Annotated in this window: 22 protein-coding genes; 7 read left to right on the top strand and 15 right to left on the bottom strand. The window is 71.6% G+C overall.

Going from position 1 to position 22965, the window contains the following annotated elements:
• Positions 1 to 79: 79 nt before the first annotated feature.
• The 3 genes from VP06_RS19790 to gap all read right to left on the bottom strand — a co-directional run bounded on the left by VP06_RS19790 (position 80) and on the right by gap (position 2968).
• Entirely contained in the window at positions 80 to 1282 is a 1203-nt protein-coding gene (locus VP06_RS19790) for a phosphoglycerate kinase (protein ID WP_048465506.1), read from the bottom strand.
• Between the two features lie 42 nt (positions 1283 to 1324).
• Positions 1325 to 1852, bottom strand: a complete 528-nt coding sequence (locus tag VP06_RS38205) for a hypothetical protein (protein ID WP_082167506.1) — start codon at positions 1850 to 1852, stop codon at positions 1325 to 1327.
• 108 nt (positions 1853 to 1960) lie between these two features.
• Positions 1961 to 2968 carry a type I glyceraldehyde-3-phosphate dehydrogenase gene (gene gap, locus VP06_RS19780; protein ID WP_048465505.1) on the bottom strand — a complete coding sequence of 336 codons (1008 nt, stop codon included), beginning with the start codon at positions 2966 to 2968 and terminating at the stop codon, positions 1961 to 1963.
• 553 nt (positions 2969 to 3521) lie between these two features.
• Here gap and VP06_RS19775 point away from each other — a divergent pair.
• The 3 genes from VP06_RS19775 to VP06_RS19765 all read left to right on the top strand — a co-directional run bounded on the left by VP06_RS19775 (position 3522) and on the right by VP06_RS19765 (position 5592).
• On the top strand, positions 3522 to 4676 hold the full coding sequence (locus VP06_RS19775) for a GGDEF domain-containing protein (protein ID WP_048465504.1): 1155 nt from the start codon (positions 3522 to 3524) through the stop codon (positions 4674 to 4676).
• Positions 4677 to 4827: 151 nt separating this feature from the next.
• Positions 4828 to 5115, top strand: a complete 288-nt coding sequence (locus VP06_RS19770) for a DUF4164 domain-containing protein (RefSeq protein ID WP_048465503.1) — start codon at positions 4828 to 4830, stop codon at positions 5113 to 5115.
• Positions 5116 to 5211: 96 nt separating this feature from the next.
• Positions 5212 to 5592 carry a cell division protein ZapA gene (locus VP06_RS19765; RefSeq protein WP_048465502.1) on the top strand — a complete coding sequence of 127 codons (381 nt, stop codon included), beginning with the start codon at positions 5212 to 5214 and terminating at the stop codon, positions 5590 to 5592.
• A 291-nt stretch (positions 5593 to 5883) separates the two neighbouring features.
• Here VP06_RS19765 and guaB read toward each other — a convergent pair whose 3' ends face one another.
• The 7 genes from guaB to minC all read right to left on the bottom strand — a co-directional run bounded on the left by guaB (position 5884) and on the right by minC (position 12996).
• Positions 5884 to 7377: an IMP dehydrogenase gene (gene guaB / locus VP06_RS19760; RefSeq protein WP_048465501.1), complete on the bottom strand. Its 1494-nt coding sequence runs from the start codon at positions 7375 to 7377 to the stop codon at positions 5884 to 5886.
• A gap of 176 nt (positions 7378 to 7553) precedes the next feature.
• Positions 7554 to 8999, bottom strand: coding sequence for a flavin-containing monooxygenase (locus tag VP06_RS19755; RefSeq protein ID WP_048465515.1), 1446 nt, complete (start codon positions 8997 to 8999; stop codon positions 7554 to 7556).
• Between the two features lie 92 nt (positions 9000 to 9091).
• Positions 9092 to 9994, bottom strand: a complete 903-nt coding sequence (locus VP06_RS19750) for an alpha/beta hydrolase (RefSeq protein WP_048465500.1) — start codon at positions 9992 to 9994, stop codon at positions 9092 to 9094.
• 3 nt (positions 9995 to 9997) lie between these two features.
• Positions 9998 to 10816, bottom strand: a complete 819-nt coding sequence (locus VP06_RS19745; RefSeq protein ID WP_048465499.1) for an SDR family NAD(P)-dependent oxidoreductase — start codon at positions 10814 to 10816, stop codon at positions 9998 to 10000.
• A gap of 115 nt (positions 10817 to 10931) precedes the next feature.
• Positions 10932 to 11192, bottom strand: a complete 261-nt coding sequence (gene minE / locus VP06_RS19740; RefSeq protein WP_048465498.1) for a cell division topological specificity factor MinE — start codon at positions 11190 to 11192, stop codon at positions 10932 to 10934.
• Positions 11189 to 12004 carry a septum site-determining protein MinD gene (gene minD / locus VP06_RS19735; RefSeq protein WP_048465497.1) on the bottom strand — a complete coding sequence of 272 codons (816 nt, stop codon included), beginning with the start codon at positions 12002 to 12004 and terminating at the stop codon, positions 11189 to 11191. Before minD ends, minE begins: the two co-directional genes overlap by 4 nt.
• 146 nt (positions 12005 to 12150) lie before the next feature.
• Positions 12151 to 12996 carry a septum site-determining protein MinC gene (gene minC / locus VP06_RS19730; protein ID WP_053081933.1) on the bottom strand — a complete coding sequence of 282 codons (846 nt, stop codon included), beginning with the start codon at positions 12994 to 12996 and terminating at the stop codon, positions 12151 to 12153.
• 242 nt (positions 12997 to 13238) lie between these two features.
• On the opposite strand from minC, the gene VP06_RS19725 reads away from it, so the two are divergent.
• Positions 13239 to 14480 (top strand): MFS transporter, encoded by a 1242-nt coding sequence (locus VP06_RS19725; RefSeq protein WP_053081931.1) that lies wholly within the window; start codon positions 13239 to 13241, stop codon positions 14478 to 14480.
• Positions 14477 to 15187 carry a siderophore-iron reductase FhuF gene (fhuF, locus tag VP06_RS19720; RefSeq protein ID WP_048465496.1) on the top strand — a complete coding sequence of 237 codons (711 nt, stop codon included), beginning with the start codon at positions 14477 to 14479 and terminating at the stop codon, positions 15185 to 15187. The genes VP06_RS19725 and fhuF overlap by 4 nt, the downstream gene beginning before the upstream one ends.
• A 222-nt stretch (positions 15188 to 15409) precedes the next feature.
• Here the strand turns inward: fhuF and VP06_RS19715 are convergent, their stop codons facing one another.
• The 5 genes from VP06_RS19715 to VP06_RS19695 all read right to left on the bottom strand — a co-directional run bounded on the left by VP06_RS19715 (position 15410) and on the right by VP06_RS19695 (position 20529).
• Positions 15410 to 16588, bottom strand: a complete 1179-nt coding sequence (locus VP06_RS19715; RefSeq protein ID WP_048465495.1) for a glutathionylspermidine synthase family protein — start codon at positions 16586 to 16588, stop codon at positions 15410 to 15412.
• Positions 16588 to 17229: a DUF1190 domain-containing protein gene (locus tag VP06_RS19710; RefSeq protein ID WP_048465494.1), complete on the bottom strand. Its 642-nt coding sequence runs from the start codon at positions 17227 to 17229 to the stop codon at positions 16588 to 16590. The genes VP06_RS19715 and VP06_RS19710 overlap by 1 nt, the downstream gene beginning before the upstream one ends.
• An 8-nt stretch (positions 17230 to 17237) precedes the next feature.
• Positions 17238 to 17636 (bottom strand): DUF350 domain-containing protein, encoded by a 399-nt coding sequence (locus tag VP06_RS19705; RefSeq protein ID WP_048465493.1) that lies wholly within the window; start codon positions 17634 to 17636, stop codon positions 17238 to 17240.
• Positions 17637 to 17776: 140 nt separating this feature from the next.
• Positions 17777 to 19432: a methyl-accepting chemotaxis protein gene (locus tag VP06_RS19700; protein ID WP_245291244.1), complete on the bottom strand. Its 1656-nt coding sequence runs from the start codon at positions 19430 to 19432 to the stop codon at positions 17777 to 17779.
• 197 nt (positions 19433 to 19629) lie between these two features.
• The gene (locus tag VP06_RS19695; protein WP_048465491.1) at positions 19630 to 20529 is read right to left on the bottom strand and encodes a LysR family transcriptional regulator; all 900 of its coding nucleotides are present in this window, start codon (positions 20527 to 20529) and stop codon (positions 19630 to 19632) included.
• A 155-nt stretch (positions 20530 to 20684) separates the two neighbouring features.
• Between VP06_RS19695 and VP06_RS19690 the strand changes: the two genes are divergently transcribed.
• Positions 20685 to 22322, top strand: a complete 1638-nt coding sequence (locus VP06_RS19690; protein ID WP_245291243.1) for an ABC transporter substrate-binding protein — start codon at positions 20685 to 20687, stop codon at positions 22320 to 22322.
• A 10-nt stretch (positions 22323 to 22332) separates the two neighbouring features.
• A partial coding sequence (locus tag VP06_RS19685; protein WP_048465490.1) for an ABC transporter permease occupies positions 22333 to 22965 on the top strand: 633 nt, incomplete at its 3' end.

Below are 22965 nucleotides of genomic sequence, written 5' to 3'. Positions count from 1 at the left end.
TCCTCCGAGATGTCACTGATGCCGCATGATAGCGGACGGGCCGGCGGGCGTCATAATCCCGCCGACCTGAATGGAACCCTCAGGCGTGCCGGCGCAGGGCGTCGACACCCGGGAGCGGCTTGCCCTCGAGCCACTCCAGGAAGGCGCCGCCAGCGGTCGAGATGTAGGTGAAGTCCGCCGACACGCCGGCATGGTTGAGCGCCGCCACCGTGTCGCCGCCGCCCGCCACCGAGACGAGCTTGCCGGCCTTGGTGCGCGCCGCCGCATGGCGGGCCGCCGCCACCGTGCCCTGGTCGAAGGGGGCGATCTCGAAGGCGCCCACGGGACCGTTCCACACCAGGGTCTTGGCGTCGTCGATCGCCGCGGAAATCCGGTCGACCGACAGGCCGCCGATATCGAGGATCATGCCGGTCTCGGGGATCGCGTCGACCCCGTAGGTGTGGTGGGGAGCCCCCGCCTTGAACTCCTCCGCCACCACGCCGTCGACCGGCAGGATGATGGCACAGTTGCTCTCCCGCGCCGCCTCGATGATTGCTTGCGCGGTGCCGGCCAGATCGCGCTCGCAGAGCGACTTGCCGACGCCGAGGCCCGCGGCGTGCAGGAAGGTGTTGGCCATGCCGCCGCCGATCACCAGGGCGTCGACCTTGGCGACGAGGTTCTTGAGGAGGTCGATCTTGGTCGAGACCTTGGAGCCGCCGACGATCGCCACCACCGGCCGGGCCGGCGCTTCGAGGCCCTTGGTGAGCGCGTCGAGTTCCGCCTGCATCAGGCGGCCGGCATAGGCCGGCAGCACGTGGGCGAGGCCCTCCGTCGAGGCATGCGCCCGGTGGGCGGCCGAGAACGCCTCGTTGACGTAGACGTCGCCGTTCTCGGCCAGCGCCTTGACGAAGGCCGGGTCGTTCGTCTCCTCGCCGGCGTGGAAGCGGGTGTTCTCCAGCATCAGGACGTCGCCGTCCTTCAGCGCCGCCACGGCGGCAGCCGCACTCTCGCCGATGCAATCCTCCGCGAAGGCGACCGGGCGGCCGAGTTCCTTCGCGGTGGCCTCGGCGATCGGCCGCAGGGACTCGGCAGCGACCGGCTTGCCCTTCGGGCGGCCGAAATGGGCGAGCAGGACCACCTTGGCACCGGCCTCGACAAGTTCGCGGAGCGTCGGCAGCACGCGCTGGATGCGGGTGGAATCGGTGACGCGGCCCTGGTCCATCGGTACGTTGAAGTCGACGCGGACGAGGACGCGCTTGCCTGTCAGGTCGCCGGCATCGTCGAGGGTATGGAAACGGGTCATCGGCGGAGGCACCTTGTCGGAATGGGGAGACGGGCGGCGGGGTCAGCGCGGCGGGATCAGGCCCTGGAGGTTGTAGCGCTGCGCCGCCAAGGTCAGCGCCACCGTCAGCGCGGCGGTCACGAGGGCGGTCAGCATCAGGGCGCCGAGACCCGGCAGGCGGCCGGTGCGCTCGGCGAGCGCCCGGACCTCGTTGCGCAGGGCCGCGAGGTCGGTCTGGCGGGCGGCTTCGTTCATGCGGGCGGTCGCCGCCTCGATCCGGTCCTCGACGCGCGTGAGCAGCGCCTCGGAGCGGGCGTACTTGTCCTCGATCCGCGAAGCCTTGTCCTCGATGCGGGCGAGCTGGTCGACGAGCTGCGTCGGCAGCGAGACGGCGATCCGGGCCGGTGCACCGGGCGGGAGGGGCGCCTGGATCTGAGGCTGGGCCGGCGCAGCAGCGGCATTCGGCAGGACGTGAACCGGGGCAGCGGGCGCCGCATTCGGCGGCGGGGCGGCCGGGGTCGGAACCTGGCCCTGGAGCAGGGCGGTGTCGGCGGCGTTCACGGTGCGGGTGGAGGGCGCGGCGTCGATCATCGGCGGATCCTCGGGGGCGAATCCTGGAGCGCAAGGCGGGCGGCCCTGCGGGGCCGCCCGGGAACGACGGCCGGCCCCGGGAGGCGCCGGCCCATCGCGTCGGCCGTGTCAGATAAGCTTCGCCATCGCAATGGCGGTGTCGGCCATGCGGTTCGAGAAGCCCCACTCGTTGTCGTACCAGGTCAGCACGCGCACGAAGGTGCCGTCCATGACCTTGGTCTGGTCGATGTGGAAGGTCGAGGAATGGGGATCGTGGTTGAAGTCGATCGAGACGTTCGGGGCCTCGGTGAAGCCGAGCACACCCTTGAGCGAACCGTTCGCCGCGGCCTTGATCGCCTCGTTGATCTCGGCGACCGAGGTGGCCCGCTTGGCGACGAACTTGAAGTCGACGACCGAGACATTCGGGGTCGGCACGCGGATCGAGGTGCCGTCGAGCCGGCCGTTCAGCTCCGGCAGCACCAGGCCGACGGCCTTGGCGGCGCCGGTCGTGGTCGGGATCATCGACAGGGCCGCCGCGCGGGCCCGGTAGAGATCCTTGTGCATCTGGTCCAGCGACGGCTGGTCGTTGGTGTAGGAATGGATCGTGGTCATGAAGCCGCGCTCGATGCCGACGGCGTCGTTGAGCACCTTGGCGACCGGGGCGAGGCAGTTCGTGGTGCACGAGGCGTTGGAGACCACGAGGTGGTCGGCCGTCAGCTTGTCGTGGTTGACGCCATAGACCACCGTGAGGTCGGCGCCGTCGGCGGGAGCCGAGACCAGGACGCGCTTGGCGCCGGCCTCGAGATGTGCCTTCGCCTTGTCCTTCGCGGTGAAGATGCCGGTGCATTCCATCGCGATGTCGACGCCGAGCTCGCGGTGGGGCAGCTCGGCCGGGTTCCTGATCGCGGTGACGCGGATGCGCTGGCCGTCGACCACGATGTGCTCGCCCTCGACCGCGACGGTGCCGGGGAACTTGCCGTGGACCGAATCGAAGCGCAGCAGATGGGCGTTGGTCTCGACCGGGCCGAGATCGTTGATGGCCACGACCTCGATGTCGGTGCGGCCGGCTTCCTTGATGGCGCGCAGGACGTTGCGGCCGATGCGTCCGAAGCCGTTGATGGCGACCTTGACCGTCATGTGTTCTCTCCCTTGGGATAGGCGTGTCGGAGGGGGTGGGGGCCGGACCGCCCCGCAGCGCACGGGCCCGCGCGGCGCGCAATCACGGCAGGCCGGCCGGGCAGGCGTCCACGGTCCGTGACCGGAACGGCGCGGCGCGTGTCGACGCTGAAACGGAAGGGCCGGCGCGCGCCGGCAGGGCCCGACGAGCCGCTCACGATCCCGGACACGCCGGCCGTCCCGGCGGGGACGGCACAGGCGGGGAGCACGGGAAGCGTCACGGCAGCTCGTATTCTGTCGATCCGCCGGCGACGTCCGTCCGGCGGGGGGCGCCGGCTTCCTATCATGGCGCCGGAAGGTGTCAAACCCGGGCAACGCCCTGGGGAAATCCGCGATCGGGTGGCGGATCCAGGCTCGCCGGCCCGTGACACCGGACCAGGACGCCAGCATCGACTCGTCATCATCCTGTCAGCCGCGGCTTAACCACGCCACGCGACAGGTGGGAGACGGTCGGTTCCGTAACGAAAATTGCGCCGGACCGCGCATAGATCGTCGTGTGCCGGTGACGACAGCGATGCAGATCGATCTTCCTACCCTCTACGACCTGATCGTCGGGACGCTGCTGGTCGCCGCCGGGATGACGCTCTGGGAGCGGCAGGCCCATTCGCGGCATGCGCGGACGCTCGGCCTCTGGGCCACCTCCTACGGCGTGATGGCAGCGGCCAGCCTCGTCACGATGCACCGCAACCACTTCCCCGAGGCGAGCGGCCTCGCCCTGGCGAGCCTCCTCTTCGTGCTGGGCTACGGGCTGATGCTGCACGGCGTGACACTTCTGGACGGGCGGGGCAGCCTTCGCGTCACCGCGGCCGGGCTCGCCGCGGTGGCGGCGCTCTGGATCGCCGGCGGCACGGGCGCCGCGCCGGTCCTGTGGAACCATGTCGGCAGCATCCCGGTCGCGCTGGTCTGCGGCCTGACCGTTCGGGCGGTGCTGCGCAGCCGGACGTTGCGGGGCCTGCGGGCCCGCGCGATGGTGATCGCGGTCGCGGCCGGCCACGGCCTGTTCTATCTCGCCCGCGCCGTCCTGACGCCGCTCGCGACCGCGGCCTGGGGTCCGGACATCCTGACCGCGGTCGCCAAGGTGACGATGTACGAAGGCGTGCTCTATTCGATGGCGATGCCGATGGGGCTGCTCGCCCTGGTGCGCGAGGAGGCCCAGAGCCGGCTTCTGGTGGCGGCCCGGACGGATTACCTCACCGGCCTGCTGAACCGGCACGGCTTCTTCGAGGAGGGACCGCGGATCCTCTCGGCCCGCCGGCCGGACCGCCCGGTCTCGCTCCTTGCCTTCGACCTCGACCACTTCAAGGCGATCAACGACCGCCACGGCCACGCCGCCGGCGACGCGGTGCTGCGCGTCTTCGCCGAGACGGCGCGCCACGCCGCCGGCCCGGATGCGCTCGTCGCCCGGCTCGGCGGCGAGGAATTCGTCGCCCTCTTGCCGGGCCTCGACGCCGCCGCGGCGCGGCGGGTCGGCGAGAGCCTCGCCCGCCGCTTCACCGAGGCGGCGCTCCACCACGACGGGCCCGGCATCGCGGCGACCGTCAGCATCGGCCTCGCCACGGCGCGGGCCGAATGCGGCGACCTGCCGGCTCTGCTCTCGGCCGCCGACTGCGCCCTCTACCGGGCCAAGGCAGGCGGGCGGAACCGGCTGGAAGTGGCCGCGGCCGCGTGACTTGTCCCCACCGTCCCCAGGCGGACGGCCCGGCACCGCCACGACGGCCGGCACGGCGATTGCGAGGCGCGGCCCGGGCCTTTAGGGTTTCGCGCAACTATTCCCATGTGTCAGTCGGCGTTCTCGTGGTCGGCGTTTTTCGGAGATGAGCATGACCGCAGCGGTGGAGGAAGCGCTGCGCCGCCTCGAAGCCTCGGTGTCCCTGCTCGAATCCGCGGTGACGCGCCGGCTCGATGCGGAGCGCAGCCATAGCGACCTGGAGACCGAGTTGGAGATCATGCGGACCGACCGGGCCCGGCTGGCGGCGGAGCTGGACGGGGCGGCGGCGCGCATCGCCGAGATGGAATCGGTGACCGAGGAGGTCGACCACCGCCTCGGCCGCGCCATCGGCGCCGTCGAAGGCGTGCTCGGCCGCAGCGGCGAGCGGACCGAGGGGTGACGGCGCCGGGCCGGTGTTCCCGCATTCGAAGAAGGCTGCCCCGATGCCGCGGGCGGACCTCCATGCCTCCCATGACATCGTGTCCCGAGTGAGTTCATGCCCCAAGTGACCGTCACCATCGCCGGCAAGACCTACCGCATGGCCTGCGGCGAGGGCGAGGAGCAGCATCTCGAGGCGCTGGCCGCCGGCTTCGACAGCCGCATCGCCGACATGCGCAAGGCGTTCGGCGAGATCGGCGACATGCGCCTGCACGTGATGGCGGCGCTGACCCTGGCGGACGAGCTGGCGGAGACGAAGCGCCGGATGGAGGCGATGGAACGCGAGACCGCGGCCTTGCGGGAATCGACCGAGGCCGGCACCACCGAGCGGGAAGGCGCCGAGGCGCGCCTGGCCGAGACCGTGCTGCGCACGGCGGAGCGGATCGAGCGGCTGGCGAAGCGGCTGGGGCCGGTGCCCGGAGGGCCGCAAGGGGGCTAAGCAGATTTCGCAAAAGTGGTTGCCGGTTTTGCGACGAAAATCTGCGTCAAAACAAGAATCTAAGTAGACCTGCGTTGGCCTGCCAACGCAGGTCTACTTAGAGAAGCTTCACGATCGCGTTGCCATCGCGAAGCTTCTCTCGTTCATTGATTGTGCCGCATTGTCTACGACGAACCGGTATCCACCTCGTCGGACAATGCTCTGGTTGGCCAAGGCCCGACGGCGACCCGTCGAGCCAGCCCCCTTCTTGCGTGTGATACCAATGGTCGTTTTCAACGACCGTTGGTATGATTACACCCGGCCCGGATAGTTCGGGCTCTCGCGGGTGATCGTCACGTCGTGGACGTGGCTCTCGCGCAGGCCGGCATTGGTGATGCGGATGAACTGCGCCTTCTCCTGCATCTCCGGAATCGACGGGGCGCCGACATAGCCCATGGCGGCGCGCAAGCCCCCGGCGAGCTGGTGCAGCACGGCCGCGACCGGGCCCTTGTAGGGCACCTGCCCCTCGATGCCCTCCGGCACGAGCTTGTGGGTGTCGCTGACCTCGGCCTGGAAGTAGCGGTCGGCCGAGCCGCGCGCCATGGCGCCGACCGAGCCCATGCCCCGGTAGCTCTTGTACGAGCGGCCCTGGTACAGGAAGACCTCGCCCGGGGCCTCGTCGGTGCCGGCGAGCAGCGAGCCCAGCATCGCCACCGAGGCGCCGGCGGCGATCGCCTTGGCGAGGTCGCCCGAATACTTGATGCCGCCGTCGGCGATCACCGGCACGCCGGCCTCGTGGCTGGCCTCGACCGCCTCCATGATGGCGGTGAGCTGCGGCACGCCGACGCCGGCGACGATGCGGGTGGTGCAGATCGAGCCCGGGCCGATGCCGACCTTGATCGCGTCGGCCCCGGCGTCGATCAGGGCCTTCGCGCCCTCGCGGGTCGCGACGTTGCCGGCGATGACCTGCACGGCGTTGGACAGGGTCTTCACCCGGCGCACGCTCTCCAGCACCTTGGCCGAGTGGCCGTGGGCGGTGTCGACCACGATCACGTCGCAGCCGGCATCGATCAGGCGCTCGGCCCGCTCGAACCCACCATCGCCGGTGGTGGTGGCGGCGGCGACCCGCAGGCGGCCCTGCTCGTCCTTGATCGCGTTCGGGTAGGCGACCTGCTTCTCGATGTCCTTGACGGTGATGAGGCCGATGCAGCGGTAGTGGTCGTCGACGACGAGCAGCTTCTCGATGCGGAACTGGTGCAGCAGGCGCTTGGCCTCGTCCTGGGTCACGCCTTCCCGCACGGTGATCAGCCGGTCGCGGGTCATCAGCTCGGAGATCGGCTGGCTCTGGTTGGTGGCGAACCGCGTGTCGCGGTTGGTCAGGATGCCGACGAGCTTGCCGCGCGAGCCGTTCGGGCCGCGTTCGACCACCGGGATGCCCGAGATGCCGTGGTGGCGCATCAGCGCATAGGCATCGGCCAGGGTCTCGTCCGGGTGGATGGTGATCGGGTTGAGCACCATGCCGGATTCGTACTTCTTGACCAGCCGCACCTGCTCGGCCTGCTCCGGCGGCTCGAGGTTGCGGTGGATCACCCCGAGGCCGCCGTTCTGGGCCATCGCAATGGCCATCCGGGCCTCGGTCACCGTGTCCATCGCCGAGGCGATGATCGGCATGTTGAGGTGGATCGTGCGGGTGAGGCGGGTGCCGATATTGACCTCCGCCGGCATCACCGAGGATGCGGCGGGGCGGAGCAGGACGTCGTCGAAGGTCAGGCCCTCGATGATCGTATCGGTGCTGATGCGGGCCATGAACCAACTCCTCGTGCGTGCGGCACCCTTAAGGAAGCCGCCAAATCGGCTTTTCGCCGGGCAATGTGCCTGTCTTGAGTTGGCACCGGCCGATAGCATGCGTCTGTGACGGGCGCAAAGCGCTATCGCGACAGCGCAGCGATGCGATCCACGCCTCTTGCGGCGGATCGATCCCCTCACGTCGGGGTGAGGACGAAGTCGGACCAATCCGGCACCCGCATCGCCCGCCGATAGGCCACCACCGTGCCGGGCCAGAGGGCGATGTTGCGCCCCGCCGCGTCCTGGTACCAGCTCGCGCAGCCGCCCTGCTGCCAGATGCTGCCGGACAGCCGCGCCTCGAGTCCGGCAAGGTCGCGCGCCTGTGCTTCCGGGGTCGGCTCGATCGCCGCAAGGTCGCGCGCCCGCATCTCGGCGAGGCAGGCCAGCACGTACTCGACCTGCGCCTCGATCATCAGCACCACGGAATTGTGGCCGAGGCCCGTATTGGGCCCGAGCAGCATGAAGAAATTGGGAAAGCCCGCGACCATGACCCCGCGATGCGCCGCTACCCGCTCGCCCCAGGCCCGGGCCAGGATCAGCCCGTCGCGGCCGACCACCGGCACCCGGGCGAGCGAGGCGGTGGGGTCGAAGCCGGTGGCCAGCACCAGCACGTCGAGGGGGTGGTGGCGGCCATCCGCCATGATCACCCCGTCCGGGGTGACGGTCCGGATCCGGCCGGTCTCGAGGGTCACGTTCGGCCGGGCGAGGGCCGGGTAGTAATCGTCGGAGATCAGCACCCGCTTGCAGCCGAACCGGTAGGGCGGGGCGAGCTTCGCCCGCAGGGCAGGGTCGGAGATCTGGCGGCGCAGGTGGTATCGGCTCGCGGCTTCGGCGAGGCGGGTGAGACCCGAGACCCGGGTGAAGCCCGACGCCGCCTGCGCCTCCCGCAGCCAGAACTGGCCCGCCCGCAAGAGCCGGCGCGCGGCGGGCAGGCGGTGGAACAGGGCCTGGAGCGGTGCGCCGATCGGCCGGTCGTGGCGCGGCATCACCCAGGGGGCCGTGCGCTGGAACAGCACCAGCCGCCCCACCTCCGGGGCGATGGCCGGGACGAGCTGGATCGCGCTCGCCCCGGTGCCGATCACCCCGACGCGCTTGTCCTTCAATGGGACGCCGTGATCCCAGGCCGAGGTGTGGAAGAGCGGGCCGAGGAAGCTGTGCAGGCCGGGAATCGCCGGGATTGCCGGGTGGTGCAGCGCCCCCATGCCGGAGACCAGCACCCGGGCCTCCAGCGGGCCGCGATCGGTCTCGACCCGCCACAGGGACCGCGTCGCGTCCCAGACCGCGCCGGTGACGGCGGTGGAGAGCGCGATATGCCGATCAAGGTCGAACCGCGCGACCAGCCCACGCAGATAGGCGGCGATCTCGGGCTGGGCCGCATAGGTGCGGCTCCAATCCGGCTTCGGGGCGAAGGACAGGGCATACAGATGGGACGGAATGTCGCAGGCCGCCCCCGGATAGGTGTTCTCGTGCCAGGTGCCGCCGACCGCCTCCGCCTTCTCGACCACCAGAAGGTCGTCGAGGCCGGCTTGCCGGCTGCGGATCGCCATGGCGAGGCCGGAAAAGCCGGCCCCGATCACCAGCACGGCGAGGGGCTTGTCCGGCCACGGCCGGGCGGGCGCCGCCGGCGTCGCGCCGCCGGCGGAGGGCGCGCTCGAGCCGCTGCAGGCAGCGCCCGTCACGGGACCGCCTCCGGCGCTGTGGCGTGACGCTTCAGGAAGGCGGCGGCCTCCGAGAGGGAGCGGCGGGCCTCGGGCAGGAAGGTCTGGGCGAGCTGCCAGACATGCGGCACCACCGGCCAGACCGTCACGGTGGCGGAGACGCCGGCCGCCTTCGCCTTCTCGGCGAAGCGCACCGAATCGTCGCGCAGGACCTCCCGGGCGCCGACATGGAACAGCAGCGGCGGCAGCCCGGCGAGGTCGCCGCGGAGCGGCGAGGCGAGCGGGTCGGCGGGATCGTGCCCGGCGAGATAGGCGTCGACCAGAGCCTGGAGCTTCGCCGGATCGAACATCGCGTCGCGGCCGGCATTGGTCCGCATCGACTCGCCCTCCCCCGCCATGTCGGTCGAGGGCGAGAACAGCACCGCGGCGCGGGGCAGCGGCAGGCCGTCCCGGCGCGCCCGCAGCATCAGCGCGAGCGCGAGGTTGCCGCCGGCCGAATCCCCCGCGAGACCCGCCGGCCCCGCCGCCGCGAAGGCGGACCACGCCGCCGCCGCGTCGTCGAGCGCCGCCGGGAACGGATGCTCGGGCGCCAGCCGGTAATCGGGGCAGAACACCCGCAGCCCCCGCATCGCGAAGCCGCCGGTCACCGGCCGGTGGGTGCGGGGCGAGCAGGCGACGAAGCCACCGCCATGCAGGTAGAGCAGGCGCGGGGCGCCCGGCGCGAGCCCCGGGCGCTCGGCCCACTCCCCCGGGATGCCCCCGACGCTCCCCTCGCGGAACACGATGCCGGGTGGATCGGGGAAGCTCGCCTGGTCGAAGATCCGCCGCACCGCCGCCACGTCGCCGGCGGCGCGGGCGAGCTTCGGCTTCACCTGCCAGCGGATGATCCAGTCGAAGACGTGAGCGCGCAGGCTCGGCATGCTCTACTCCATGGCGCGGGCGATCAGCGACCAGTAGCGCACCGGCAGCAGGCGCTGGATCAGCGTGACCGCGGCGGCGTCGCGGCCGACGATGATGCGGGGCTCCCGCCGGGCGATGCCGCGCAGGATGCGCTCGGCCGCCGCCTCGGGCGGCAGGCGCAGGAACCGCTCGGCGGCGTCCTTGCCGCGCGCGACCTCTTCGGGATCGAGGCGCGGGCCCGCGCGGGCGTTGCGGGCGATGGCCGTGGCGACCCCGCCCGGATGCACCACGCTGACCCCGAGGCCGGTGCCGGCATATTCGTGCCGCAGGGCCTCGGAGAAGCCGCGCACCGCGAACTTGCTCGCCGCATAGGCGGTCTGGCCCGGCGGGGCGATGATGCCGTAGAGGCTCGACAGGTTGACGATCTGCGCCGCCGGCCGGCTCTCCAGCACCGGCAGGAAGGCGTGGGTCATCCGCACCACGGCGCGGATATTGACGTCCATCAGCCAGTCGACATCCGACAGCGCGACATCGGCGAAGCGGCCGGCGAGCGCCACGCCGGCATTGTTGACGAGGAGATCGAGCGGCCCGTGCCGGGCGGCGACCGCCTCCGGCAGGGCGGCGATGCGCGCGGCATCGGTGAGATCGAAGCAATGGGCGCCGACGTCGCGCCCCAGCGCCCGGACCGCCGCCTCGCTGCGCGCGAGACCGTCGGGGTCGCGGTCGACGAGGACGAGGCGGGCGCCCTTCCGGGCAAGCCCCAGGGCGAGGGCCGCGCCGATGCCGCTGCCGGCCCCGGTGACCAGGGCCAGCCTGTCGTGCAGTGGGAAGGCGTCCGCCAACAGCTCGCTCCGTCCGGCCCGTCGCGATGGACATCGCGCGGGCGGGCCGGGAGCGCAAGGGCCGACGGCGGCAAGCCCCCGGCGAGAGTTGCCCGGGGCAGGCGGGCCGCGAGGATCAGGCCGCCCGGTGGACCGCCTTCGGCAGCTCGACGTCGATCTCCAGGGTCGAGACGGCGTCGCCGCGCTCCATGGTGATCGTCACCTTGTCCTGGTCGATGGCGACGTGCTTGGCGATCACCGCCAGGATCTCCTCGCGCAGGATCGCCACGAGATCCGAGCGGCCGAAGGCGGTGCGCTCATGCGCCAGCAGGATCTGAAGCCGCTCGCGCGCGACCGGCGCCGTCCCGCGCCGCGACAGGAGGCTCAGCAGGTTCATGCCGCCCTCCGGGGGAACAGCTTGCCGAGGATCGAGCGCTTGTCGGACGGCACGATCATCTCGACCGTCTCGCCCTTCAGGCGCCTCACCGCATCGATATAGGCCCGGGCCGGGGCGCTGTGGGGGGCGTTCAGCGTGACCGGGCTGCCGAGATTCGAGGCTTTGAGCACCTCCTCGCTCTCCGGCACCACCGCCAGCAGCGGGATCGACAGGATCTCCAGCACGTCCTCGATCTTCAGCATCTCGCCGCGCTCGGCCCGGCCGGGGTCGTAGCGGGTCAGGATCAGGTGCTTCTCCAGGTGCTCGCCGTTCTTCGCGCGCTCGGTCTTGGAATCGAGGAGCCCGATGATGCGGTCCGAGTCGCGCACCGAGGACACCTCGGGATTGGCCACCACCACGGCGATGTCGGCGTGGCGCATGGCGAGGGTGGCGCCGCGCTCGATGCCGGCCGGGCTGTCGCAGATCACCCAGTCGAACTTTTCGCGCAGCTCGCCGATGACGCGGGCGACGCCCTCGTCGGTGAGCGCCTCCTTGTCCCGGGTCTGCGAGGCGGGCAGCAGCGCCAGGGTGTCGAGGCGCTTGTCGCGGATGAGCGCCTGGTTGAGCTTGGCGTCGCCCTGGACGACGTTGATGAGATCGTACACGACCCGGCGCTCGGCGCCCATGATGAGGTCGAGGTTGCGCAGCCCGACGTCGAAGTCGACCACGCAGACATTCTGGCCCGCCTGGGCGAGGGCGGCACCGAGAGCCGCCGTCGTGGTGGTCTTGCCCACCCCACCCTTGCCGGACGTCACCACTATGATCTTGGCCATGGACAATGCTCCCCCGAGCGATCGGGATGACGCGGCGTCCCCGTCGTCGGGCCGCCGCTCACGAGGTTGTTCGGGTGTCTCGCCGGACGGGCCGGGGCGCTCGGAAGCACCCGCGAGGAGCCCGTCCGGCCGTCGCGTCGCGGCGGTCAGTCGAGGACGGCGATGCGGAGGGTCTCGCCCTCCAGCCAGACCTGGACCGCCTTCTTGCGCAGCTTCGGGTCGGTGGTGTCGGCGGTGCGGAACAGGCCGTCGATGCCGATCAGCTCGGGCTCGAACTTGCGGCAGCAGATCCGGGCCCGGGGATTGCCGCCCGCCCCCGCGATCGCGCGGCCGCGCAGCGCCCCGTAGACGTGGATCGAGCCGCCGGCCAGGATCTCGGCGCCGGAGGCGACCGAGCCCATCACCGTCACGTCGCCCTCCGGGTGATAGACCGACTGGCCGGAGCGCAGGGGCCTTTCGAGGACGAGGGAATTCGGCTTGCGCGGCTCCGGCGGCTTGACGGGCTCCGGCGCGGCCTTGGCCTCCGGAGGCGCCATCTCGGCCGGGCGGCCGCCGCTCAGGAGCGGCGGCAGCGCCGGGCCGAGCCAGGCCGGCTCGGCCTTCTCGACACCCACGATGCGGATGCCGCGCTGCTTGAGCTCGTCGACGAGGCCGGCGATGTCGGGCGCCGCCGCCGCGGCAGGGGTATCGTCCTCGGCGGGCTCGGCCGCCTCGGGATCGGCCAGGTCTCTCCGGAGGGAGAGCCCTCCCAGGGGGGAGTGGTCTCCCCGCGGGGAGTCCTTGGCCAGGCCCGAGACGTCCAGGATCACGGCGCGCTCGGAGAAGAGCGTCGGCGAGCGCTGCACCAGGGCATCCAGGTGCGAGAACCAGTCGCCGAGCGGCGTCTCCGGCGCGAGCACGAGCGCCCGGAAGGAGCGGCCGCGCAGCGGGAGGGAGGGGCGTGTGAGGCTGATGCTGGTCACGGCGGTTGACGAGTTGTTACCGAGAGCCATGAAGCGCGCAGCATGGTTACCGGATCGTTAATGACACCCCTGGCGCCAAGAATTCACCCAGGGACGGGCCGGCGGGGCACAGCGAGGCCCGGGCGGGACGAGCGGCCGGCCGCACCGTGTGGCTGTGCCGCCCTTGCGGGCCGGACTCCGCCCCCGTAAGCTACAAGTCACTGCACACAAAGAAGAATTAGTGTGATTCCAAACTACCGCCCGCTCGCCGCGGCCCGCAGGCTCCCCCCGCGGTGAGGCCCGCCGTCGCGATCCCCAGCGCCCTGTCCGGGTGGCGCCCGCTCGCCCCGTTCTTCTGCCTGTACGTGACCTTCGGGGCCACGCTCGGCTTCCTGGCCGGCGGGGCGCCGCTGATCCTGCGGGCGCGGGGCCTCGACCTCGCGGGGGTCGGGCTCCTCCAGCTCATCACCCTGCCGGTCGGACTGACCTTCCTGTGGGCGGCCCTGCTCGACCGGGTGCGCCTGCCGTTCCTCGGCCGCCGTCTCGGCTGGATCGTCGCGGCGCAGGGCGCGACGGTGGTCCTGCTCGCCATCATGAGTGTCGGCGAGGACTGGCCGCTGCCCGCCTTGCTGGCGCTCGCCATCGTCACCTGCGCCTGCGTCGCCACCATGGACATCGCCCTCGAAGCCCTGGTGGTCGAGACCGTGCCGGCGGACGAGCGGGCCTTCGTCGCCTCGGCCAAGCTGTGCGGCGGGTCGCTCGGGGGCATCCTGGGCGTCGGCGTGCTGGTCGGCTCCTATGACAGCCTCGGCTGGCCGGCCGCGCTCGTCGCCTGCGCGGCCCTCGACGCGCTCTGCCTCCTGCCGATCCTCGCCTATCCGGAGGCGCGGCTTCAGGGAGCCGGGGGGCCGTCCGAGCGCCGGTCGGGCGGGTTCGAGCGCCTGCGGGGGCTCACCGGGCACATCGCGGCGCTGGGCGCCTATTTCGCCGCCGCCTATCTCGTCGGCGGTCCCAACACCCTGGCGCTGCTCGATCTCGGGGTGCCGCTCGGCCGGGTCGGCTTCCTCACCGGCACCGTCCTGCCGGCGGTCAACCTGGTGATGGCGCTGATGGCCGGCGGCCTCGCGGCCCGGTTCGGCACCGTGCGGCTGATCGGGATCGGCGGGACCGGCGTATTCGCCGCCGGCGGCCTGATGGCGGCGGCCTGCGCCGCGCGCTCCGCCGACCTGGCCGTGACCGCCACGGTCCTGAATTTCGTCTTCGGCGGCTTCCTCGGGGTGCCGGTCTTCACCCTGATCTATCGCTGGTCGGAAGGACCGCGTCCCGCCACCGATTACGCGCTCCTGTTCGGTGCCGCGTTCTTCGCGGCGATGCCGTTGCGCGTCGCCGCTCCGGCGCTCGCCGGCTGGGCCGGCTGGCCGGGCTATTTCGCCGCCACGCTGCCGCTCTACGGCGCGGCGCTCGCCTGGCTGGCGCTGCGGATCGCCCGCACCCTGCGGGCCGACCGGGCGGCGGGACAGGGAGCCCCGCGATGACCCCCGAGATCACCGCCGCCGTGCCGGACTCGCTCGGCACCTATCGCGACGGGGTGGCGGCCGATTCCGGGACGGGCACGGCGACGCCGCTCTCCGCCCTGCACGATCCCGCGGTGTTCGACGCCACGCTGGCCGCCTTCGAGGCCGGGCTCGGCGTGAGCCCCGGCGCGGTCGACCGGCGGGCCCTCGTCTCGTACTGGAGCCAGTTCTACCTCGCGCCCCTCGCCACCCCGGCGATGACGGCGCTCGTGCGCCTCGGGCGGCCGCTTCCGCTCGGTTTCGCGACGACGCGCCTCGCGCTCGACGGGGCGGGCCGCCCCGCCCGCTTCCTGGTGCGGCCCGGGACGCCGGAGGGCAGCGCTCCCGGGCTCGCGGGCCTGGTCGAGGACCACCTGCGGCCCTTCGTCGAGCTGTGCCGGGCGCAATGCGGCATCGCCCCCCGGGTGATCTGGGGCAACGCGGCGGTGATCCTCGATTACGTCGCGCGCGAGATCGGCGAGCCCGAGACCCTGGCCCGCCCCGAGGTCGCGGCCTGCCTCGGCTGGTGCGGCGGGCCTTCTTGCGCCCTCAGCCCGCTCGCCCGGGCCCTGTGCGACCGGCGGCGGCGCACCTGCTGCCTGCGCCAGCGCCTGCCGGGAGTGCCGTCCTGCGGCGATCTGTGCCCGGTCCGGGCGGGAGGGCGATGCGGCGCGGCCGACGGCCCGTGAGCCGACCGTGCCGCCAAGCAGGCTTGCGTTGGCAGGCCAACGCTTCGCCCGCTTAGGTTCTTGTTTTGTCGCAGATTTTTATCGCCGAACCGGTGACCACTTCGGCGACATCTGCTTAGAGCATTTTCCGACCAAGTGGACACCGGTTGGTCGCAGAAAATGCGGCAAAATCAAAAACCTAGAGCACTGCCCGATTGCAGCGTGATCGGGCAGTGCTCTAGGTCATGGATCGATGACGTGCGGCACGAAGCGGGCCCGGTCGGTGGTGATCGGCCCGTCGCCCTCGCGCAGGCACAAACCGGCGGGCTCGTCGCCGACGATCCAGCTGCCGACGAGGGCGTGGCGCCCGTCGAAACAGGGCAGAGCCGCGAGCCCCTGGCGGATGAAGCCCTCGGCCCCGTAGGGCCCCTCCTCCCGGGCCGCGACGGCGCCGTCGCGCACCATCAGGACGTTGGCGCCCTCGCGGGCGTAGAGCGGCTTCTTGACGAAGCTCGGTCCGAGCATCGCCTTGGCCGGATCGTTCTCGAAGAAGGCCGGCAGCAGGTTCGGGTGGCCCGGCGCCATCGCCCAGAGATGGGCGAGCAGGCCCTTGTTCGAGAGCACCGCCTTCCAGGGCGGCTCGACGAAGCGGGTGGGCGAGGCGCCGATGGCACGGCCGAAGGGGTCGGCAAAAATCCATTCCCACGGATAGAGCTTGAACAACGCCTCGATCGGGCGCCCGGCCTGGTCGACGAACCACCCGTCGGATGATTCGAGGCCGATCGCCTCGACCGGCAGGAACGGCGCGGACAGGCCGGCCTGCAACGCGCAATCCTGGAGATAGGCGACTGTCCCGCGATCCTCCGGCGCATCGGAAAAGCTTGCGAAGGCGAGATGGGAGGTACCAAGCGCGGTGCCGAGGGCCGCGAGGCGCGCGACCAGCCGCTCGTGCAGGGAATTGAACTGGTCAGAGCCCGAAGGCAGGCGGCCGCGGGCGAGGCCGTCCTCGAGCCAGAGCCACTGGAACACCGCGCTCTCGTAGAGGGCGGTCGGCGTATCGGCGTTGTATTCGAGGAGCTTCGCCGGCCCCGTGCCGGCGCCGCCATAGCGGAGGTCGAGGCGGCCGTAGAGGCCAGGGTCGCGCCGGCGCCAGCTCGCCCGGATCGCGTCCCAGGCGTGTTCGGGGATCGCCAGGGAGGCGAGGATCGCGCCGTCCTCCACCGCGCGCTCCGCGAAGGCGAGGCAGAGCGCGTGCAACTCGCGGCTCGGCTCCTCGATATCCCGCTCGATCTCCGCCAGGGTGAAGGCGTAATGCGCGCTTTCGTCCCAGTAGGGCGCCCCGTCGAAGGAGTGGAAGTGGAAGCCGGCGCGGGCCGCGTGCTCGCGCCAGTCCGGCCGCTCGGGGATGGCGACGCGGCGCATCAGCCGCCCCCGGATCCGTGCCCGCTCCCCGACGCCGCGACCGTCCGCCCGGTCCCGCCGAAGCCGCCATAGGCGATGGTGCGGGGCGTCGAGGTCGTGGTCCGGGCGACGGAGGCCGGGACATGGGTCCGCGAGGTGCCCCCCGCCGAGAAGACCCGGGCGCCGGCACCGGTGCAATAGCCGCCGGCATACCCGCCACCATGGGCGTGCCGCTCCTCCGCCGGGGCATGGGCGTAGAGCGGCTGGACCGGCAGGTCCTGCTCGTCGGTCCGCCCCATCATGAAGGCGGCCATCACCGGGAGATAGCGGTCTTGCGCCGCCGGCGTCACCGCCGCGCCCGGGACGCAGCCGCCGGGCCCGTGGTGGCGCTCGCAATCGGCCAGGGTCTCGTAGCGCGGCGCGCTCGCCAAATAGGCGGCGCGGGCCGCCGCCTCGGCCTGCGTGCACGCCTCGGCGCTGCGGATCCGCTCGGCGATGCAGGCGCCGAGGCTGCCATAGACCAGCACGTCCTCGTCCCGCTGCGAGGAATCGAGGCGGGCGAGGCCGAAAGCCGCAGCGCCGGCGCCGGCGACGAGCACCAGGGAGATCGTGGCCGAGCGCTTGGCGCGGCGGGCCGGGTCCGGAGGGAGCGCCTCGCTCATGCGACCCCTCAATAGGTCATCGAGGCGGCGTTCAGGACGCCGCCGGCCAGGGAGGCGGCCCCGAGCAGGACGGCCGCCGCGATCCGGTCCTCCTCGATCCGCCGTGACAGGTCGGGCAGGACGAGGCGGACGAGCCAGTAGACCGCGATCTGCACCACCAGGGCGACGAGGCCCCAGACCAGGCAGTCGAGCACGGAGCGGGCATTGTAGATCGCCACCGCCAGCGGCAGGGTGAAGCCGATGAGGCTGCCGCCGAGCGCGACCGAGGCGGCGGCCACATCCCGCCGGATCAGCGCCAGCTCGTTATGGGCCGTGGCGAGGGTATAGACCGCCAGGTAGAGGCCGGTCAGGCCCACGGCGGTGCCGAGATAGAGGAGGAAGTCGGGCAGCCCGGCGATCGACGTCATGGAGAGGTGGCCGTCATCGCGGTCGAGGGGTCGCCAGCAGCAGGGCGGCGATCATCCGCAGCCGGGCGCCGCCCGTCAACTCCGTCGCGCCGGCGGGCCATCGCCGCCGGCGCGGCCGGGCCGGCCCCGCTCGCCCGGTCTCAGGCCGCCCTGACCGTCTCAAGGAAGCGCGCCACCTCCGCCGAGAGATGCGCGGAGTGGCGCGACAGGGTGGACGCCGCCGACAGCACTTGGCTCGCCGCAGCCCCGGTCTCCTCGGCGGCCTGGGCCACGCCGGCGATGTTGGCCGTCACCGCGCCGGTCCCGGACGCGGCCTGGGAGACGTTGCGGACGATCTCCCGGGTCGCCGCATCCTGCTCCTCCACCGCCGCCGCGATGGAGCCGGCGACGCTCGAAATCTCCTCGATCCGCCCGGTGATGCCGCCGATCGCCCCCGCCGCCCGATCGGTCGAGGCTTCGATCGCGGCGATCTGGCTGGTGATCTCCTCGGTCGCCTTGGCGGTCTGGCTCGCCAGCTCCTTCACCTCCGCCGCCACCACCGCGAAGCCGCGGCCGGCATCCCCGGCCCGGGCCGCCTCGATCGTGGCGTTGAGTGCCAGCAGGTTGGTTTGCGCCGCAATCGAGGCGATCAGCCCAGCCACGTCGCCGATGCGTGCCGTCGCCTCAGTCAGGGCCTGGAGGCGGGCCGCACCCTCGCCGACCTCCGCCACCGCCACCTGCGTCAGCCGGGCCGAGCCGTCGACCTGGCGGCCAATCTCATGCACCGAGGCGCCGAGCTGCTCGGCCGCCACCGCCACGGTGCCGACATTCGAGGACGCCTCCTCGGCCGCCGCCGCCACGGCGGTGGACCGGGCCGCGGTCGCCGTCGCGGTCGCGGTCATGGTCCGGGCGGTGGCCTGGAGGTCGGTCGCGGAGGCGGAGACCTGGGCGAGGATCCCGCCGACCGACAGCTCGAACGCCTCGGCCATCTCGCGCATGCCGGCCCGGCGCTGCACCTCCGCCGAGGCGCGGGCGAGCGCCGTCTCCTCCTCCAGGGCCCGGGCCCGCACCATGCCGTCCTTGAACACCTGCACGGCGGCGGCCATCGCGCCGACCTCGTCGCGCCGGCCGATGCCGGGGACCGCGGTCGCAGCATCCCCCGCCGCCAGCCGGCGCATCGCCGCGTCGAGCTGGCGCAGGGGCGCGACTGCCTGGCGCAGGCTGACCCACAGCACCACGGCGCCGGCCAGCGCCAGCAGGAGGCCGAACCCGGCTGACTGGGCGTTCAGGCGATCGATCAGGGTATAATATTGGCTCTTCTTGACCCCGGCATAGAGGATCCCGATCACCGTCCCGCCGGCATCCCGGATCGGCTCGTAGATGGTCAGGTACGGGACACCCAGGATGGTCGCCTCCCCCCGATAGGTCTCGCCGCGCACCAGCACCGCGTCGTAGACCGGCCCCGGCGCCAGGGTGGTGCCGACGGCGCGTGACCCGTCGGGGTTGACCACGTTGGTGGCGATCCGCCGGTCGCCCTGGAACACCGTCGCGGTGCCGCCGAGGAGGTCGCGCACCCGGTCCACCGCCGGGTCGGCGGCGCCGATCACGTGCGATCCGATCATCAGGCGGCCGTCCCGCAGGGCGAAATGCGGCGCACCGCCCTCGTCGGACAGCGTCTGCTTGAGCAGGCGCACATTGCCGCCGAGGGCGTCAGTCGCATGGCGCAGCATCTCCGCCTCGACGTCGCGCATGATGCTGACCACCACCCCGCCGATCGCCAACAAGAGGACGATAATCCCGATCACGCTGCTTCGCATGGCCAGAGACATCGCAGGCAAGCTGGGAATTCGGCCCGACATGACGAACGGTTCCAGGACAAGGAATGACAGAGATAGCCGACATATAGCAGCCACAACACTTATCAAGGGTAAAATTCCTGATCTTTTCAGCAAGTTAACTCTGGGTTACGCTTTACGCTAAATTAACTGCCGGTCGGATCCGGGGCGCCCGGCCGTCAGCGTGGCACCGGCGGCAACGCCGCAACCAAATCGGTCAGGAACGCCTGCACCGCCCGCGGCAGGCGCCGGTCGCGCATCGTCTGGACCTCGATGCCCCGCGCCAGACTGCGGCGGGACTGGATCGGCAGCACCCGGAACTCGCCGCGCCCGACCTGTCCCTGGAGCGCGATCGACGACATGAGCGTGAGACCGCGCGTGTCGCGCACGAAGGGCAGGATGGCCGAGAGCACGTTCGCGCTCAGCACCGGCTCGATCGCGATGTCCTCCGCCGCGCAGGCCGCATCCAGGATGGCGCGCAAGGTGGTGTCCCGCGGCAGGAGCGCCACCGGATAGGCGGCGAGATCGGACAGGGCGATCAGCCGGCGCTCGGCGAGCGGATGGCCGGGGGCGCACAGGGCGACCATGTCGAGGCTGTTGCGGTAGGCGACGGCCGTGTCGGTCGAGGGCTCCAGGCTGAAGGTGAGCCCGATATCGGCGTCGCCCTGGACCACTCTCTGGGTGACCTGGCCCGGCGGCAGCGCGCTCAGGTCGAAGCGGATGCCTGGATGGCGGGCATGGAACGCCGCGATCACCACCGGCACGAGGTCGATGGCGAAGGCTTCGGTGGTGGCGACGCGCACGAGGCCGCGCCGCAGGCCCTCCAGTTCCTGGATCTCCGTGACGACCTGATCGGCGCTCAGGAGCACCTGGCGGGCGTGACGGGCCAGCAGCTCGCCCGCCTGGCTCAGCACCATGCCGCGCGGCCGGCGCTCGAACAGCAGGCAGGCCAGCTCCGCCTCCAGGTTGGCGATCTGACGGCTGATCGCCGAGGGCGCGACGTTGAGCCGGGCGGAGGCCGCCGCGATCGTGCCGTCGCGGGCGACCGCCAGGAAGTAGCGCAACGCCGTGGTCTGCATCGCCGACGCCTGCCTTGCCGTTTCGGCAACGAGCCTATCGCCAAATTCGTCTTGCTGCGATCGGTTCTGCGCAACATCCTGGCAGGGTGAATTTTGCGGCAGCGCAACATCACGGGTGGCAACGCCCGCGCTGCCCCCGACGAGGCGGAGCCGACATGTCGACACGGATCGAAGCGGGCAACGGACGGGCGGGCGTCATGCGGGCTGGGCGGATACGCCGGGCCGGGGCCGGCGCGGCACGCCGCTTGGCAGGCCCCTTGGCGGGCCTCTTGGCGGTCCCCTTGGCAGCCCCCTTGGCGGGCCTCCTCATCGCGGGGGCCGCCGGTCCGGCGCTGGCGGGCAAGGGCAACGACACCCTGGTCTATGCGTCGGACAGCGAGCCGGAGAACCTGAGCCCTTACCACAACAACCTGCGCGAGGGCGTGATCCTGGCCCGGAACGTCTGGGACACGCTGATCTACCGCGACCCGGCGACCGGCCAGCACCAGCCGATGCTGGCCACCGCCTGGACCTGGGTCGACCCGGTGACGCTCGACCTGACGATCCGCGACGGCGTGACCTTCCACAACGGCGATGCCCTCACCCCCGAGGATGTCGCCTTCACCTTCAACTACGTGCTGACGCCCGAGGCCAAGGTCGTCACCAAGGGCAATGTCGACTGGATGAAGTCGACCGAGGTGACCGGCCCGCACAGCGTGCGGATCCACCTCAAGGCGCCGTTCCCGGCCGCCCTCGAATACCTGTCGGGCCCGACCCCGATCCTGCCCGCCGCCTACTTCAGACGAGTGGGCCTCGACGGCTTCAGCAAGGCGCCGGTCGGCACCGGTCCCTACCGCATCGTCTCGACCGAAAGCGGCAAGGGCGTGAAGATGGTGCGCAACGACAAATACTGGCCAGGCAGCCCGATCGGACAGGCGAAGATCGGCAAGCTCGAGTTCCGCATCATCCCGGACGGCGACAGCCGGATGGCCGAGCTGATGACCGGCGGCGTCGACTGGATCTGGCGCGTGCCGGCCGACCAGGCCGAGCAGCTCAAGCGTGATCCGACGCTCACCGTGCTCTCCGCCGAGACGATGCGGGTCGGCTTCCTGCAATTCGACGTGCTGGGACGCGCGGTTGCGAACTCGCCCCTCAAGGACGTGCGGGTGCGCCAGGCGATTTCCCACGCCATCGACCGCAAGGCGATGGTCGACAACCTGGTGCGCGGCGGCTCGCGGGTGATGAACGCCCTGTGCTTCATCGAGCAGTTCGGCTGCACCGAGGAGGGCGTGCCGGCCTACCCCTACGATCCCGCCAAGGCGCGGGCGCTGCTCAAGGAGGCCGGCTACGGCAACGGCTTCGAGATCGATCTCTCGGCCTATCGCGAGCGCGACTATGCCGAGGCGGTGATCGGCTACCTGCGCGCCGTCGGCATCCGGGCGAAGCTCAACTACCTGCGCTATGCCGCCATGCGCGACGCGCTCCGGGCCGGCAAGACCTCGATCGGCTACCAGACCTGGGGCTCGTTCTCGATCAACGACATCTCGGCCTTCACCGGCGTCTATTTCCGCGGCGGCGAGGAGGACCTGACCCGCGATCCGACGGTGATCGCCGACCTCCAGGCCGGCGACAGCAGCACCGATCCGGCGATCCGCAAGGCGAAGTACAAGGAGGCGCTGACGCGCATCGCCGGCCAAGCCTACGCCCTGCCGATGTTCTCCTACCCGTCGAACTACGCCTTCACGGCGGACCTGGCCTTCACCGCCCAGGCCGACGAGGTCCCGCGCTTCTACGCAGCGTCCTGGAAGAAGTAGGAGGGGCGCCATGCTGGGCTTCGCGCTGCGGCGCATCCTCGTCGCGATCTGCGTCGCGCTGACCGTCTCGGTGGCGAGCTTCCTGCTCCTTCACCTCTCGGGCGACCTTGCCACCGCCATCGCCGGCCCGGAGGCGACGGGCGAGCAGATCGCCGCGGTCCGCGCGCAGCACGGGCTCGACCAGCCGCTGGTGGTTCAGTTCGGCACCTGGGCCTGGCACGCGCTCCACCTCGATTTCGGGCGCTCGTTCTACTTCCCCGAGCAGGTGACCGACCTGCTCGCCGCCCGGATGCCCGTGACCCTGACGCTCGGCGTCATCGCGCTCGCGGTGGCACTCCTCGTCGCCATCCCCCTCGGGGTGCTGGCGGCGTTCTACCGCGACACCTGGATCGACCGGACGGCGCTCGCCGTCTCCGTGCTGGGCCAGGCGATGCCGAGCTTCTGGTTCGGCCTCACCCTCATCATGATCTTTTCCGTCAACCTGCGCTGGCTGCCGGTCTCCGGCAACGCGACCTGGAAGCACTTCATCCTGCCGGCGGTGGCGCTGGGCTACTACGCCATGCCGGCGGTGATGCGGCTCACCCGCAACGGCATGCTGGAGGTCCTGTCCTCGGACTACGTCCGCACTGCCCGCGCCAAGGGG

This window comes from Methylobacterium aquaticum (assembly GCF_001043915.1).
Lineage (GTDB): Bacteria > Pseudomonadota > Alphaproteobacteria > Rhizobiales > Beijerinckiaceae > Methylobacterium > Methylobacterium aquaticum.
Note: the sequence above shows the minus strand (reverse complement) of the source record. Positions and strands in the feature narration are given on the sequence as shown.

Excerpts from the sequence above, each read along its gene's own strand:
- VP06_RS19790 (WP_048465506.1), bottom strand. The coding sequence starts at position 1,282 with ATGACCCGTTTCCATACCCTCGACGATGCCGGCGACCTGACAGGCAAG.
- VP06_RS38205 (WP_082167506.1), bottom strand. The coding sequence starts at position 1,852 with ATGATCGACGCCGCGCCCTCCACCCGCACCGTGAACGCCGCCGACACC.
- gap (WP_048465505.1), bottom strand. The coding sequence starts at position 2,968 with ATGACGGTCAAGGTCGCCATCAACGGCTTCGGACGCATCGGCCGCAAC.
- VP06_RS19775 (WP_048465504.1), top strand. The coding sequence starts at position 3,522 with ATGCAGATCGATCTTCCTACCCTCTACGACCTGATCGTCGGGACGCTG.
- VP06_RS19770 (WP_048465503.1), top strand. The coding sequence starts at position 4,828 with ATGACCGCAGCGGTGGAGGAAGCGCTGCGCCGCCTCGAAGCCTCGGTG.
- VP06_RS19765 (WP_048465502.1), top strand. The coding sequence starts at position 5,212 with ATGCCCCAAGTGACCGTCACCATCGCCGGCAAGACCTACCGCATGGCC.
- guaB (WP_048465501.1), bottom strand. The coding sequence starts at position 7,377 with ATGGCCCGCATCAGCACCGATACGATCATCGAGGGCCTGACCTTCGAC.
- VP06_RS19750 (WP_048465500.1), bottom strand. The coding sequence starts at position 9,994 with ATGCCGAGCCTGCGCGCTCACGTCTTCGACTGGATCATCCGCTGGCAG.
- minE (WP_048465498.1), bottom strand. The coding sequence starts at position 11,192 with ATGAACCTGCTGAGCCTCCTGTCGCGGCGCGGGACGGCGCCGGTCGCG.
- minD (WP_048465497.1), bottom strand. The coding sequence starts at position 12,004 with ATGGCCAAGATCATAGTGGTGACGTCCGGCAAGGGTGGGGTGGGCAAG.
- minC (WP_053081933.1), bottom strand. The coding sequence starts at position 12,996 with ATGGCTCTCGGTAACAACTCGTCAACCGCCGTGACCAGCATCAGCCTC.
- fhuF (WP_048465496.1), top strand. The coding sequence starts at position 14,477 with ATGACCCCCGAGATCACCGCCGCCGTGCCGGACTCGCTCGGCACCTAT.
- VP06_RS19715 (WP_048465495.1), bottom strand. The coding sequence starts at position 16,588 with ATGCGCCGCGTCGCCATCCCCGAGCGGCCGGACTGGCGCGAGCACGCG.
- VP06_RS19710 (WP_048465494.1), bottom strand. The coding sequence starts at position 17,229 with ATGAGCGAGGCGCTCCCTCCGGACCCGGCCCGCCGCGCCAAGCGCTCG.
- VP06_RS19705 (WP_048465493.1), bottom strand. The coding sequence starts at position 17,636 with ATGACGTCGATCGCCGGGCTGCCCGACTTCCTCCTCTATCTCGGCACC.
- VP06_RS19700 (WP_245291244.1), bottom strand. The coding sequence starts at position 19,432 with ATGCGAAGCAGCGTGATCGGGATTATCGTCCTCTTGTTGGCGATCGGC.
- VP06_RS19695 (WP_048465491.1), bottom strand. The coding sequence starts at position 20,529 with ATGCAGACCACGGCGTTGCGCTACTTCCTGGCGGTCGCCCGCGACGGC.
- VP06_RS19690 (WP_245291243.1), top strand. The coding sequence starts at position 20,685 with ATGTCGACACGGATCGAAGCGGGCAACGGACGGGCGGGCGTCATGCGG.